The organism is Microcoleus sp. Pol7_A1 (genome assembly GCF_036701085.1).
Classification (GTDB): Bacteria; Cyanobacteriota; Cyanobacteriia; order Cyanobacteriales; family Microcoleaceae; genus Microcoleus; species Microcoleus asticus.
The window spans coordinates 72,956-87,574 of record NZ_JAUBQD010000015.1 but is presented as its reverse complement, the minus strand read 5'-3'; the positions used below and the strand labels follow the sequence as shown (position 1 = coordinate 87,574).

Below are 14,619 nucleotides of genomic sequence, written 5' to 3'. Positions count from 1 at the left end.
TGCAACCCTATGTCTACTGTCACTTTTGGTTTGTCAACCCCTGTAGCGGCAGAGCCCGGGGCATCCTACGGCAGCAGCGAACCGCCACAGCGCCCCACCGTGCGGGCAGAGTGGATCGAGGTATTGGTGGACTCTCCTTTCAGGGTTGCGGGGGACTCCGCTGGGGAGGAAAATAAGTTATTTACCTATGGTTTACCTGCGGAACTTACCGTGCAGCCAGGGGATATTTTGAGTGTACCCTTTGGCAGTCAACAGGTAGGGGCGATCGCGATTCGCTTCATTTCTCAACTGCCGCCCGACTTAGATCCGGCGCGGGTTAAAGATGTCGAAGATGTTGTCAGTACGGGCTTTTTTCCGCCTAATTACTGGGAATTGCTCGATCGCACTGCCACCTATTATTGCACACCATTAATTCAAGTAATTAGAGCCTCGCTGCCGCCCGGCTTGTTAAGCCGTTCCGTGCGCCGAATTCGCTTAATTAAGGATGCTCTTTCTCCGAATGCCGAGACATTTCTCAATCCCGCCGCCAGTCAAATTTTGCAATTGTTGCAAGCTCAAAAAAACGGCGATTACACTTGGCAATATCTCCAGCGCCAAGTTAAGGGAAGTTATCGGGGATTGAAAGATTTATTGAAACGCGGTTGGGTAGAAAGTTATTTAGAACCTCCCAATCCTCCCAAACCACAACTCAAACCGGCAGTGACATTAATTGCTAGTGCATTTGTCACAGATTTAACCAAGCGGCAACAAGAAGTATTGGAAGTTTTGCGGCGCGGCGGCGGTGAAATGTGGATGAACGATTTGCTGAGAATTTGCAGCGCGAGTTCTTCTGTTGTCAAAAATTTGGAACAAAAAGGTAGCGTTGTAATTGACCAAAGGGAAGTGCTCAGGGGCGATCGCGGAATTTCTCAATTGCCCGATGCACCCAAAACTTTAACTCATTTTCAAGCTCAAGCTTTAGCGTTTATTAACTCTTTTTCGGGATTCCGCCAAGTGCTGCTGCACGGGGTTACAGGTTCCGGGAAAACCGAAGTGTATTTGCAGGCGATCGCCCCCATCTTAGCCAGCGGCAAATCCGCCCTCGTACTCGTTCCCGAAATCGGCCTCACACCGCAACTTACCGATCGATTCCGAGCCCGTTTTGGCGAGCAAATTTGCGTGTACCACAGCGCCCTATCCGACGGCGAACGTTACGATACATGGCGTCAGATGCTGACTGGAACCCCGCAAATTGTCATCGGCACGCGATCGGCGATTTTTGCGCCTTTACCTCACCTCGGCTTAATTATCCTCGATGAAGAACACGACAGCAGCTTCAAACAAGACCAACCAGCCCCCTGCTACCATGCCCGCACCGTTGCCAAATGGCGCGCCGAATTAGAAAATTGTCCCTTAATTTTAGGTTCCGCAACGCCAGCATTAGAGACTTTGGTTGGGACGCGCCGAGATTATTACTCGTTACCAAATATCCATTATTTATCATTGCCCGATCGCATTTATTCCCGCCCGATGCCGCCTGTGGAAATAGTCGATATGCGCCAAGAATTGCGGCAAGGAAACCGCTCAATTTTCAGCGCTTCCCTGCAAAACGGGCTGGAACAATTGCAAGCAAGACAACAGCAAGGTATTCTATTTATTCACAGAAGAGGACACAGTACCTTTGTCTCTTGTCGGAGTTGCGGCTATGTGATGGAATGCCCGAATTGCGATGTTTCCCTGTCTTATCACCACGTCGGCGAAGGAACAGCAGAAATATTGCGCTGTCACTACTGCAACCACACGGAACGACACCCCCACAACTGCCCGGAATGCAGTTCTCCTTACTTCAAAAACTTTGGTAGCGGCACTCAGCGAGTCGAACAGGAATTAACGAGATTGTTTCCAGAATTGCGGGCAATTCGGTTTGACAGCGATACGACTAGAAATAAGGGCGACCACCGCAGATTGTTAACGCAATTTGCTAATGGGGAAGCTGACATTTTGTTGGGTACGCAAATGCTGACGAAAGGGTTAGATTTAGCGGGAGTCACATTGGTGGGAGTTGTGTCTGCTGACGGGTTGCTGAACTTATCGGATTATCGGGCAAGCGAACGAGCTTTTCAAACATTAACTCAAGTCGCGGGCCGTGCGGGCCGAGGCGACGATCCGGGGCGGGTAATTATTCAAACTTACACTCCCGAACACCGGGTTATTCAAGCAGTTAGGCGGCACGAATATACAGATTTTGTGGAAACAGAATTAGCAGAAAGAGCGGCGCTGAATTATCCACCTTCGGGGCGGCTGGTATTGTTGCGATTGAGCAGTGTAGATGCGGCGGAAGTGGCGGTGACGGCGGTACAATTGGCGTCTGTTTGTCAGGAGTATATTGAGCGATTGTCTGTACCGGGGTGTGAGTTGTTGGGGCCTGCACCTGCGGCGATTATGCGGGTGGCAAATCGCTATAGGTGGCAGATTTTGCTGAAGTTGCCTTTGGATGAGTCGGTGGATTTGTCGGATTTGATCGGATTGCGCGATCGTACGCCGCGTTCTGTTAGTTTAACTATTGATGTCGATCCGTTGAATTTTGGTTGAGGGTTATTGGTTGGGTGGGGGCGGGTTTATATAGATTGTTTGTCAGCCTCAAATATTGTTGGTAAAACCCGCCCCTACAGGCTATCCTCTGGGCGGGTTTCACCAACTATCTATGCCTGAAACCAACAATATAATAAACCCGCCGCCGCCCAACGAACAACTGTTTTATGGGGACAAAATTATGAAATACGATCCTAACAAACACCACCGCCGCTCAATTCGCCTGCCAGGATATGATTATAGGACTCCCGGCGCGTATTTTATCACTATTTGCAGTTGGCAGCGCGAATGTCTATTCGGGGAAGTTATTAATGATAAAATTCAATTTAGTCCCTATGGTAAAACTGTTTTATTCAATTGGAGCCTTCTTCCCAAACGTTACAAAAACGTAGCATTAGACGATTTTATTGTGATGCCAAATCACGTTCATGGAATTATTGTTTTGAAAAGCAGCCCAGAAATAAATTATACAGAATTCGATAAATTTGGGTTCAGAAAATCAACAATCCATCCTTTGTCGGAAATTGTGCGGGGTTTAAAAACATCTTCGACGCGGCGAATTAACCAAATGCGATATTTGACAGGCATATCGGTGTGGCAGCGGGGTTATTACAAACATATCATCCGCAATGAAGAATCATTAGTTGCCATTCGTGGATATATTGTTAATAATCCTGTGTTGTGGGGAAAAGATGAATTGTATCCTCATAATTCAGTCAAAATTAATGAATCTAGTCCGCTGGCGATCGAATGGAATGGCAAATCTTATATGCAGTCGATCGTCGTGTAATATTATGTCGATCGATTTGTAGGGGCGGGTTTCACCAACCATCTATGCCTAAAAAAAACAATATAATAAACCCGCCCCGCCCAACGGTAAATCCGAATCTACATTTTTTTTATGCGATCGAACATCAGGTTAATCTGGGTTATTGGTTGGGTGGGGGCGGGTTTATATAGATGGTTTGTGAGCACCAAATATTGTTGGTAAAACCCGCCCCTACAGCCCATCGTAGGGGCGGGTTTCACCAACCATTTAGGTGAGAAACCAACAATCTAATAAACCCGCCCCTACCCAAGGACTAAGGCAAATCAGTGCTCCCCATTAGATAAAGGTCGCACTCCCGGGCCACGCCGCGCCCTTCATTAATCGCCCAAACAACCAAACTCTGTCCCCGGCGACAGTCACCAGCCGCGAAAACTCCCGGAATGCTGGTTGTATATTTTTCGTGCTCGGCTTTCACGTTGCTGCGGGCGTCGCGTTCCAATCCCAGGGCATCCAGCAAAGGCTGTTCCGGGCCGAGGAAGCCCATCGCTAGCAAGACAAGCTGTGCGGGCAAAACTTTTTCGGTGCCGGGGATGTGGTTCGGAATGAACTGCCCTTTCTCGTTTTTCGCCCATTCCACTTCAACGGTGTGCACAGCTTTGACATTGCCGTTTTCGTCGCCCTCGAACTTTGTCGCCGTGGTGAGATAGCCGCGGGGGTCGTCGCCGAATTTGGCTGCTGCTTCTTCTTGGCCGTAGTCGAGGCGGTAGACTTTTGGCCATTCTGGCCAGGGATTGTTGGCGGCGCGTTCTGAGGGCGGTTTGGGCAGGATTTCTAGCTGTACGAGGCTTTTGCAGCCGTGGCGGATGGAGGTACCCACGCAGTCGGTGCCGGTGTCGCCGCCGCCGATGATCGCGATATCTTTGCCTTCGGCGGAAATGAAGTTATCGTTGGTGCTCTTGTCTAAAACTGCTTTGGTGTTCGCAGTCAGGAAGTCCATTGCGAAGTGGATGCCTTTTAATTCGCGGCCGGGGATGCCCAAGTCGCGGGGTTTGGTGGCGCCGGTACAGAGCACAACAGAGTCGTATTCTTTTAGCAGTTGTTCTGCTGGCAAGTCTTTGCCGACTTCGGTGTTGCAGACGAATGTCACGCCTTCGTCTTCTAGGACTTTCAGGCGGCGCATCACGACTTGTTCTTTGTCTAGCTTCATGTTGGGGATGCCATACATTAGCAGGCCGCCTGGCCGATCGGCTCTTTCGTATACTGTTACCCAATGACCGGCTTTGTTGAGTTGCGCGGCGGCGGACAAACCGGCTGGGCCAGAACCGATGACGGCGATTTTTTTGCCGGTGCGTTTGGCTGGCGGTTCGGCGGCAATCCAGCCTTCATCCCAGCCTTTATCGATAATTGCGGCTTCGATGTTTTTAATCGTGACCGGCGGGTTGTTGATGCCGAGCACGCAAGCGCCTTCGCAGGGTGCGGGACAGACGCGGCCGGTGAATTCGGGGAAGTTGTTGGTTTTGTGGAGTCTGTCAAGGGCTTCTTTCCAGAGTCCGCGATATACTAGGTCGTTCCATTCGGGGATGAGGTTGTTAATCGGGCAGCCGCTTGCCATGCCGCTGATAATTGTGCCCGTGTGGCAAAACGGAATGCCGCAATCCATGCAACGCGCGCCTTGGGTGCGGAGTTTGTCCTCATCCATCGGCAGGTGAAATTCGTCCCAGTTGTGGACTCTCTCGACTGGTGAGAGTTCGGAGGGCAATTCGCGCAAGAATTCGATAAAGCCTGTTGGTTTTCCCATAGTGGTGTTCTGGTTAGAATTTACTATTCTGTCAGTTTCTCAAAGGTGAAGCTGGCTGGCTTCTGAATTAACTATTGTGATCTAAATTGTGTGCGATCGCACCTCAGATTGAGCAATTCCTACGTGAAATCTTCAATATTGCCGGGACTGGCGAATTGTCGGTAGTCGGGGAATCGTCAGGCCAGCAGACTACCGCAAAACAGCCATTGCTGCTAAGCTGTTGGGCATTTAACCTGCATACTGCGGGCGGGGACATTTAATTTTTCCCGAATAGACTGACGATCGTATTTATCGCATTTACCGCTACAGCCACATCTGGAAACGCTCGCGGGTTAACTCTTCCGGCCCGCCAGCCTCAACTTTGAAACGCAGTCCCCATCAGGAGGGCCTCGAAATAAAATACAAAAAGTTACAGACCTTGCAGAATATTATTTATTTTCAGGATATACTACTGTAAATCTGTCAGATAAGTGGAGTTTGCTTTTTTAACTCCTAAAATAAGTAAATAGACTCATGAGCATTACAATTCAGAACGTATCGAAACACTTTGGCTCCTTTCACGCCATTGACAACGTGAATTTGGAAATTAAAAAGGGTTCTTTAGTCGCGCTGTTGGGGCCTTCCGGTTCCGGGAAATCGACTCTGCTGAGGATGATCGCGGGGCTAGAACCGCCGGACAGCGGTCAGATTTACCTGACCGGTGAAAATGCGACTCATCAGTCGGTGCAGGAACGGCATATCGGTTTTGTGTTTCAGCACTACGCTTTATTCAAACACATGAGTATTCGGAAAAATATTGCTTTTGCGATGGAAATTCGCAAAGTTCCTAAAGGCTCGATTAGCAGGCGGGTTGAGGAACTTTTGAATTTAGTGCAGTTGACAGGTTTGGGCGATCGCTATCCTTCGCAACTTTCCGGGGGCCAGCGGCAGCGGGTGGCTTTGGCGAGAGCTCTAGCAGTTCAACCGAAAGTGCTGCTGCTAGACGAACCTTTTGGAGCATTAGATGCTAAAGTCCGCAAAGAATTGCGATCGTGGCTGCACAACCTTCACAAAGAAGTTAATATCACCACAGTTTTTGTGACTCACGACCAAGAAGAAGCTATGGAAGTAGCCGATGAAATTGTGGTGATGAACAAAGGTAAAGTCGAACAAGTTGGCACTCCTGCTGAAATTTATGACAAACCGGCATCAGCTTTTGTGATGAGTTTTATTGGGCCTGTCAATGTGCTGCCGAATGCTGCGGGTTTGTTCGCCAGCAACGGTTCAACGGCTCACAATAATGGAGCAGCCCATTCTGATTTAGTGTTTTTGCGCCCCCACGATGTGGAAATTCAAACTAAGCCGCAGTCTGGTTTTGCATTAGCAACAGTCAGCCGCATCATTCATTTAGGGCGGGAAATTCAAACCGAATTACTATTAGAATCGGAGCAGGTAGTAACAGCTTACGTGAGTCGCGAGCGCTTCGATTCTCTACAGTTAACGCGAGATCAGCAGGTTTACGTCAAGCCCAAACACGCCATGACTTTTCCTGCTTATTCAATTTAAATCAGCGGCTGCATCTTACTCAAAATACTATCGGGGAGCTTTTACAAAACACTGCTCCCACATCGTTACCAGGCACGTGCCTGGTAATGCTGTCTCGTGGCTCTAAATCGGAGGCAGATCCTCCTGAAATTCATTCCCAGGCAGAGCCTGGGAAGGGGAAAAAGCTTCCTCCTGAAATTTTGAGTGGGAACCATAAAAAAAGGTCAGCGAAGAATATGAATGCTAACAAATTGTTCAATTTAGCAACTAGCACTTTACTTACTTATCGCCGTTACATCCAGGCAGGATTAACACTTTTTGCAGGATTGGGACTTTCTGCGATCGCCTCTTCAGTTGCGTACAATTGGGAATACAAATCCATGCAAGCCGAACTGCAAGACCGGCTGGACAAAATAGCTACAGACATTCAGAGAGATGTTAGCGGCAATTTAGAAATAATTCGTGCTGCTGGAGCCTTTTACAGCGTATTTGACGGCGTTAAACAACCAGAAATGAAGACATTCGTTGGTCCTGCCCTCTACCGCCATCCGAGCCTGAAGGCGATCGCTTGGCTGCCCCGTGTTTCTGACTCTCCCCAATTCCTGACAGAGGAAATAGATTTAAGTTTAGATTTAACTGCCAATCGGTTAGCGTTAGAAAACGCCACAAAAAGACAAGAAATTATCGCGACTGACCGCCAAAAATTGCCCTCACAAAATTCCCCAAGCTTCTTCGTCTTTCTGCCAATTTTTAGTCAAACGTCTCCTGGCGATACCGCAGCCTTGCCGCAAAATTTACCTGCGAGCCAACCCGAAAATTTGAAAGGTTTTACTATGGGAATTTTGCTCATTGATGCTATTGTTAAATCGGCTTTACAGGAAACTCAACTTAACTTTGTTAACGTGTATCTTCAAGATCCTATGGCTCCTGAATCCGAAAGATTTCTCGCTTTTTACGAAGCGAAGACTAAAAGAATAGTTACTGACGAAAACATTAAAAATAAACTCTATATTGGGGAAAGAGCTTACTGCCCGGACGGCAGCAGTTGCACCCGCATTCTCAATATTGAAAATCGCAGGTGGCTGCTGCAACTGCGACTAACGCCAGAGTACATTAATCCTCTCAGATTTTGGCGTTCTTTGACTGTTTTAATATTAGGAATTATCTTAAGCTTGGCTGTGACACTTTATCTAATGAGCTTGTTGAATTATACAGATAAACTTGAACAAGTAGCAGCAGAACGCACGGCTAAATCTCAACAGCTAGAGCAAACGTTGCAAGAGTTGCAGCAAACTCAAACTCAACTGATTCAGCAGGAAAAAATGTCTAGTTTGGGTTTATTAGTTGCTGGTGTCGCCCACGAAGTCAACAATCCTATTAGTTTTATTTACGGCAATATTCAACACGCCAGCGCATATAGTAGGGATTTGTTGGAGTTGGTAAAACTCTACCAAAAATACTATTCATACCCTCCATCGGAAATTTCAAAGTATTTAGAAAATATTGACTTTGACTTTCTCAGCAAAGATTTGCCGCAACTGCTGTCATCGATGAAAATAGGAGCCGATCGCATTGTTCAAATTGTCAAATCTTTACGTAATTTCTCTCGCTTAGATGAAAGCGAAATGAAACCTGTCAATATCCATGAAGGCATTGACAGCACTCTGCTAATTCTGCAAAGTCGCCTGAAAGCTACAGCCCACCGCCCCGCGATCGAGATTGTTAAAAACTACAGCAATTTACCTTTAGTAGAGTGCTATGCCGGACAATTAAATCAGGTGTTTATGAATATTCTGGCTAATGCAATCGACGCCCTTGAGAGTTACAACCTCGATCGCGGGCCCAAAGCAGCCAAAGCCAATCCGCTCGCGATCGCCATAACCACAGAATATTCGAGCCCGGATAAAATAATTGTGCGGATATCTGACAACGGCCCCGGTATGGCAGAAAATGTCAAAAAACTGCTGTTTGACCCGTTCTTTACGACAAAACCTGCCGGAAAAGGGACGGGATTGGGACTGTCAATCAGCTATAAAATTGTCGTAGAAAAGCACAAGGGTGCGCTGCGCTGCGATTCGACACCGGGATTGGGGACGGAATTCTCGATCGAGATTCCGCTGCGGCAAGAAGTCAAACAAGCTGTACCGTTTGTTTCGCGGAAAATATCGGAGGCAGCTTAGAAAGGGCTGGGGAAGAAAAATTTTTTTCTTGTTAACTACTGTAATTCGGTCGGATTATAGTATTATATGTAATAATGCCAAAACCAATACTGCTTTATGCAGCTTAAACCCTTGGCACTGCCGATACTGTATAACCCAAACACGGCGAGACTAAATATGTTCAGTGACTTGCAAATTATTTACGAACGCGACCCCGCGGCGCGCAACTGGCTGGAAGTATTATTTTGCTATCCCGGACTGCAAGCACTTTTTTTGCACCGGATAGCAAACTGGCTTTATTCCGCTGGCCTGCCGTTTGTACCGCGCTTGATTTCCCAACTGAGCCGCTTTTTAACAGGTATTGAGATTCACCCAGGAGCAAAAATTGGTAGGGGCGTGTTTATCGACCACGGCATGGGGGTGGTAATTGGCGAAACTGCGATCGTTGGAGATTATGCTGTAATTTATCAAGGAGCGACCATTGGCGGCACTGGTAAAGAAATAGGAAAACGGCATCCAACGCTGGGAGAAAATGTAGTCGTGGGAGCCGGCGCTAAAGTTTTAGGCAATATTCAAATTGGCAATAATGTTCGGATTGGTGCGGGTTCGGTAGTGCTGCGGGATGTCCCTAGCGATTGCACAGTTGTAGGAATTCCCGGTCGCATCATCCCTCGGAAAAAGCAGGTGGAAGATGCTCAAAATTCTCAAGACATACCGGATTTGGAAGCTCAAGCGATTCGAGCTTTGTTCGATCGGATTAAGGACTTAGAAGACCAGGTTGATTTTTTAAAATCTCAACTCTCTCCGCTCAAAGCAACTGAATCCGAGCAAAAAGAAGCCGAGAAACATAAATTATTTATGTCTTCTAATTTATTCATTACAGACTTTTTAGACGGTGCAGGAATCTAGTAAAGCTTTAATTTATATAGATTTTGCCAGCCACACTATCCTGCTGTCATCGGACAAACGAACTTTTATTCTTTCAGTAACTGGCTATGACTATCGCTTCTCTTTCCACTAAAACTTTTGATGAAACGAGCCAACATATATTTTCTCGTCGCTCGCACTTGCCCAACAGAAGCAATGCTCTGTGGCGAATTGAAACTGGAGTAGTGCGAACTGTAACGTGGCTTGAAGATGGCACAATTATCACCTTGGGATTGTGGGGGCCTGGTGATACGATCGGCAAACCGATATCAAAATGCGATCCTTTTCAAATAGAATGCCTCACTAAAGTCGAAGCAATTTTACTATCTGGCGATCGCTGGCTAAATAGAGATATTTTGCTCAGTCACATTCAGCAGGCTGAAGATTTTATGGTAATGCGAGGTTACAAAAGAGTTGATTTTATGCTCTATCAACTCTTAACTTGGCTGGCTAAGAGGTTTGGTTCTGAGGTAGAGCGAGGACATCTGATCGATATGATTTTAACGCATCAGGACATTGCAGAAATTCTCGGTACAAGTCGCGTAACTGTCACTCGTACCCTCGGTAACTTTGAGCAGCAAGGCTTGATTAACCGTCTGCCGCTCCACCGGATTATTCTGCAACCTTCCGAGGTGTGGCACTACGAAATATAAAAAAAGGATATTAACTGTTAATGGTTTACGGTTGCTTATTTAGATGGTAGGAATGCGGTGCAAAAAAAAATCTTCGCTGGCAGTGCAATATTCGAGCAAATTCACAGTTCTCTAGACAATAAATAATTTGGATCGAATGTGCGTTAATTAAATTTTCTCATCGACTGGTCAATAAGTTCAAAAGCAAGTGCGATCGTCGCCCTTGCTTTTTGTTTCTCTTGATTTCTTTCTTCTCACTGCCAACAGATGCGATATCTCGCACCTGTTGACGGCCGCCAAGTAGGTGAGTATGAATAAACTGATGACACAGCATATATCCGCCTACCTACTTAGCAGTTACTTTAAGGCGGGGGTATTGCCTGTAAAATAGTTGCTCCCTGCAACATTTGAGACTTTGGGGATCTACCCGCTTCTGCTGGGTATTCCCAAGAGGGTGCAAAGGGCGAAACCAATAAGGGGCAAGCTTTCCAGCCACCCTGTACCGCCACGCCGAGCATCTGGCAGTTTCCGCCCCTGTGCCCGTGCTGCTCGTAATATCGACAGTGCCGACAGTTTAAACCTACATTTACGTTGCTCACGGGATTTCTCCAACCGTTTTTGTAATAAAAAAATACTAACACCTGTACACCTACCGGATTTGTGTACTATGATATAATCTACAATTTAAACTCGATCGCCAGTGGGGAATGTGGAACTATCTTCTAGAGTAGAATATGCCCTGTTAGCGCTCTTGGAACTGGCGAGCCACCACCCGAAGGATTCGCCCCTAACAGTGAACGAACTTACTGCTTCTCAAGAGATACCGGAACGCTATCTAGACCAAATTCTTGCCGTGCTGCGGCGTGCAAGTATCGTCCAGAGTTTGCGGGGCGCTAAAGGCGGTTATTTGCTGGCGAAAGAGCCTTGGCAGATTACTTTGCTAGAGGTGTTTTCGACACTCGAAGGCGACGGCAGCAGCCAGACTCAAAAAGTTTCGGAATCTGTAACAATAGAAAAAACTGCGGTGCTAGAAATCTGGCAGGAAGCTCAACAGGCATCTTGGGCTGTTTTGGGCAAATACACATTACAAGATTTGTGCGAACAGCGGGATGTTCGCAAACAAGCACATCCCATGTACTACATTTAAGGGGAGAGAAATTAAACCATGAGAATTGCTAAGGATGTTACAGGAATAATTGGCAGAACTCCTTTAGTTCAGCTCAATAAAATTCCCCAAGCCGAAGGAGTAGTTGCTCAAATTGTGGCCAAATTGGAAGGGATGAATCCGGCTGCTTCGGTGAAAGATCGGATTGCGGGCAGCATGATTCAGGCGGCAGAAGATGCGGGGTTAATTCAACCGGGGAAAACTATTTTAGTTGAACCGACTTCAGGCAATACTGGAATTGCTTTGGCAATGATCGCGGCGGCGAAAGGCTACAGTCTGATTTTAACAATGCCGGATACGATGAGTTTAGAGCGCCGATCGATGCTGAAAGCTTACGGAGCTCAGTTGGAATTGACTCCGGGACATGAAGGGATGTTAAGCGCGATCGCCCGTGCGGAAGAAATTGTAGAAGAAACCCCCGATGCTTTCATGCTGCAACAGTTTCGCAACCCCGCTAATCCAAAAGTTCACCGGGAAACCACGGCCGAGGAAATTTGGGAAGATACAGAAGGTAAAGTAGATTTTTTAGTTGCTGGAGTTGGCACCGGCGGCACAATTACTGGAGTTGCTGAGGTAATTAAACAGCGGAAACCGAGTTTTAAGGCGATCGCAGTTGAACCAGCCACCAGCGCCGTGCTTTCTGGAGGTAAATCTGGTGCTCACAAAATTCAAGGGATTGGTGCAGGATTCATCCCGGAAGTGTTGAAACCAGAGTTAATTGATGAGGTGATCGCAGTTAGCGACGCAGATGCGATCGCCTACAGTCGCCGACTAGCCAGAGAAGAAGGATTGTTGTCTGGAATCTCAGCAGGCGCGGCTTTATTTGCCGCAATTCAAGTCGGCAAGCGTCCCGAAAATGCTGGGAAATTGATAGTTTTTGTGCAGCCTTCTTATGGCGAACGCTACCTCAGTACAGTCTTGTTCAAAGACTTAGAATTGCCAACCGTCAGCGAACTCGAAGCATTAGTCAGCAATTATTAATACGTAGTAGGGGCTACCCCCGTGGTTGCCGCTTGGGAAGTAGGGGTAGGCACGGCGGGGCACTACCCCTACTTTTCAGACTTGATACAACTTCCAACTAGCCATCGCCAACATTCCGTAAATAACAAATTTTAGCGGGCGTTGAGGCATAATTTGGCAGAATTTAGCCCCTACCAAAACTCCGGGCACCGAACCCAACCAAATTGGCAATACCAAACTCCAGTTTACTGTTCCGAGGCTGAGGTGTCCCAGAGATGTAAACATCAACAAAATGGCCGCCTGGGAAATATCTGTACCCACCAATTTAGAAGTATCCAAGCGGAAAAAAGCAATCAGCAACAGTGCAAACATCGAACCGGAAGACACGCTAGTGATTCCCACTATGCAGCCTAAGACTGCTGCCGCACTCACAGTACAAATACGGCCATAATTAGTATTTAAGTCCCATTTAGGCTGCGGAGGCAATTTAAAATTAGGGAAAAATGTTTTGACCACTAATTGGGTCAGCGATAAAGCGACAATTAGAGCGATCGCTACTCCGAGAAATCGCAGCAATATGCTGTCTAAGTCTTGACTTCCGCTGGATTTGATGCAGTGTAAAATCCACACGCCAGTCAGCGAACCGGGCACGCTGCCCAAAGCCAGCCACTTAACTACTTGCAAGTCTAGGGTCTTTTGCTGCCAGTGTTTGAAGCCGCCAACAACTTTCATAAGTGTAGCAGCTACGACATCCGAACTAATAGCAATTGATGCTGGAACCTGGAAGACAAAAATTAACATTGGGGTGATGAGCGACGCTCCGCCAACTCCGGTCAAACCAACGATAATGCCCACGAAAAAGCTGAGAAAGGATAGTAATAAGTAGTTCACGGTTATGCCCAAAAACTGTGTATTTAAGCGCTGCCAACCAACAAATAGATAACTTGGGCGGCTCCTGAAACACAGCTACACAGGCTAAATATCAATTGCATTCAATATTTGTTACCAGAAACTTGGCTATTTAACGCTTTAGAGTTGCCGCGTTTTCAGCTACAATATTGTTGGTAAAAGTAAGTAAATGCAAATAAACAAAGCTACAAAAATTGTAGTGTAAAAGCTCCCTGATTTTCTTAAATTTACCTGTGTAACTGATTAAAAATCTTCGATTCATTGATGGTTGAGAGTCTGCTTTCTACCTTGAAGTGACGAGCGTCACAGGTAAAGCAGAGCTGAGGTTAACCGACTGCTGGCTGGAAAACAAATCGGGAGTATCGAGAACATTAAAATGAATCAATGTCACAACGACAATAGTGAAGGCGGTTGAGGAAACTAAACCCGTCAATAACTCTTTTTTGAGGTTTTTTTCCTTGGGTTTGTCTGCAAAAACATCTACAGCCCCGAATTGCATCAACAGAATTCCCGCAATATTGGATAGCCAGTAGCCGACAATTGTGCAAGGAAACAGTAAATCTGGGGAAAGCCCACTACAGATATACCCAAAGGCGTAGGCAATTGGCAGATTGAAAAATATGTCGTTCCACCAACACAGCGGTGAGAGCAAATATCCAATTGCCAGAAGCAACCCGCCTCTGATTTTTTTAAACCAGACTTCGTTAAAGCCCTTAGCTTGTGGCAACTGTTGGGTCAGTTGTTCTGCAAGCTGGTACTCTTCAATGACTTTTTTAGCGTTTTCCACGTTAACAGCTCATAACTCGATCGACTTACCGTATTTTAACATCCCAACAGATCTATGTCTAGTAAGTCGATCGAGTTACCGTATTTTATTGTCGCTCAGCTTAATTTACTTTCTTTCCGATACAAAAATATCTATCCGGGAGATGTTGTTGAAAATGCTGCCTGGTGCGAGTTTAGGCGCCCATCGAGAAATTGAAAGCTTCAGGCAAATGCTTGACAGTTTGCCAAAGATATGCAGTATCGATGCCCCAGTAATATTGCAGGTAAACGAGCAAAAGCCCGATCGCGACTGTCACGCCCAGCAATTTAGGGAATATTTTCGCGACACTCTCGAGCACTGCGAATGCTGCCCAGATAGCAGCAGCTAAGATGATAATGGAAGCGATTGTGGCAACTATATCGCTGTTCATGGTTAACTC

13 protein-coding genes are annotated in these 14,619 nt (G+C 46.7%); 8 read left to right on the top strand and 5 right to left on the bottom strand.

The window, feature by feature from the left end; translation table 11 throughout:
* Positions 1 to 9 precede the first annotated feature (9 nt).
* Both priA and QUA20_RS11530 read left to right on the top strand, forming a co-directional pair.
* Positions 10 to 2,571, top strand: a complete 2,562-nt coding sequence (gene priA / locus QUA20_RS11535) for a primosomal protein N' (protein ID WP_333188881.1) — start codon at positions 10 to 12, stop codon at positions 2,569 to 2,571.
* 112 nt (positions 2,572 to 2,683) lie between these two features.
* The gene (locus tag QUA20_RS11530) at positions 2,684 to 3,361 is read left to right on the top strand and encodes a transposase (protein WP_333188879.1); all 678 of its coding nucleotides are present in this window, start codon (positions 2,684 to 2,686) and stop codon (positions 3,359 to 3,361) included.
* A gap of 292 nt (positions 3,362 to 3,653) precedes the next feature.
* Here QUA20_RS11530 and gltD read toward each other — a convergent pair whose 3' ends face one another.
* Positions 3,654 to 5,138, bottom strand: a complete 1,485-nt coding sequence (gene gltD, locus QUA20_RS11525; protein WP_333188877.1) for a glutamate synthase small subunit — start codon at positions 5,136 to 5,138, stop codon at positions 3,654 to 3,656.
* Between the two features lie 513 nt (positions 5,139 to 5,651).
* Between gltD and QUA20_RS11520 the strand changes: the two genes are divergently transcribed.
* From QUA20_RS11520 to QUA20_RS11505, 4 genes are all read left to right on the top strand, one after another.
* Entirely contained in the window at positions 5,652 to 6,683 is a 1,032-nt protein-coding gene (locus QUA20_RS11520) for a sulfate/molybdate ABC transporter ATP-binding protein (protein ID WP_333188874.1), read from the top strand.
* Positions 6,684 to 6,898: 215 nt separating this feature from the next.
* Positions 6,899 to 8,842 carry an ATP-binding protein gene (locus QUA20_RS11515; protein ID WP_333188872.1) on the top strand — a complete coding sequence of 648 codons (1,944 nt, stop codon included), beginning with the start codon at positions 6,899 to 6,901 and terminating at the stop codon, positions 8,840 to 8,842.
* 156 nt (positions 8,843 to 8,998) lie between these two features.
* The gene (gene cysE, locus QUA20_RS11510; protein ID WP_445301560.1) at positions 8,999 to 9,730 is read left to right on the top strand and encodes a serine O-acetyltransferase; all 732 of its coding nucleotides are present in this window, start codon (positions 8,999 to 9,001) and stop codon (positions 9,728 to 9,730) included.
* 86 nt (positions 9,731 to 9,816) lie between these two features.
* Positions 9,817 to 10,401, top strand: coding sequence for a Crp/Fnr family transcriptional regulator (locus QUA20_RS11505; RefSeq protein WP_172186275.1), 585 nt, complete (start codon positions 9,817 to 9,819; stop codon positions 10,399 to 10,401).
* 341 nt (positions 10,402 to 10,742) lie between these two features.
* Here QUA20_RS11505 and QUA20_RS11500 read toward each other — a convergent pair whose 3' ends face one another.
* A complete protein-coding gene (locus QUA20_RS11500) occupies positions 10,743 to 10,979 on the bottom strand; it encodes a hypothetical protein (RefSeq protein ID WP_333188867.1) in 237 nt (78 codons plus the stop codon).
* A gap of 110 nt (positions 10,980 to 11,089) precedes the next feature.
* On the opposite strand from QUA20_RS11500, the gene QUA20_RS11495 reads away from it, so the two are divergent.
* Positions 11,090 to 11,527, top strand: coding sequence for an RrF2 family transcriptional regulator (locus tag QUA20_RS11495; protein WP_333188866.1), 438 nt, complete (start codon positions 11,090 to 11,092; stop codon positions 11,525 to 11,527).
* Positions 11,528 to 11,545: 18 nt separating this feature from the next.
* Complete coding sequence (gene cysK / locus QUA20_RS11490; RefSeq protein WP_333188864.1) at positions 11,546 to 12,526, top strand: cysteine synthase A; 981 nt, start codon at positions 11,546 to 11,548, stop codon at positions 12,524 to 12,526.
* Positions 12,527 to 12,601: 75 nt separating this feature from the next.
* Here cysK and QUA20_RS11485 read toward each other — a convergent pair whose 3' ends face one another.
* From QUA20_RS11485 to QUA20_RS11475, 3 genes are all read right to left on the bottom strand, one after another.
* Positions 12,602 to 13,396, bottom strand: coding sequence for a TSUP family transporter (locus QUA20_RS11485; RefSeq protein ID WP_172186279.1), 795 nt, complete (start codon positions 13,394 to 13,396; stop codon positions 12,602 to 12,604).
* Between the two features lie 301 nt (positions 13,397 to 13,697).
* Positions 13,698 to 14,201, bottom strand: coding sequence for a hypothetical protein (locus QUA20_RS11480; protein WP_333188861.1), 504 nt, complete (start codon positions 14,199 to 14,201; stop codon positions 13,698 to 13,700).
* A gap of 172 nt (positions 14,202 to 14,373) precedes the next feature.
* Complete coding sequence (locus QUA20_RS11475; protein WP_333188859.1) at positions 14,374 to 14,610, bottom strand: hypothetical protein; 237 nt, start codon at positions 14,608 to 14,610, stop codon at positions 14,374 to 14,376.
* Positions 14,611 to 14,619 lie beyond the last annotated feature (9 nt).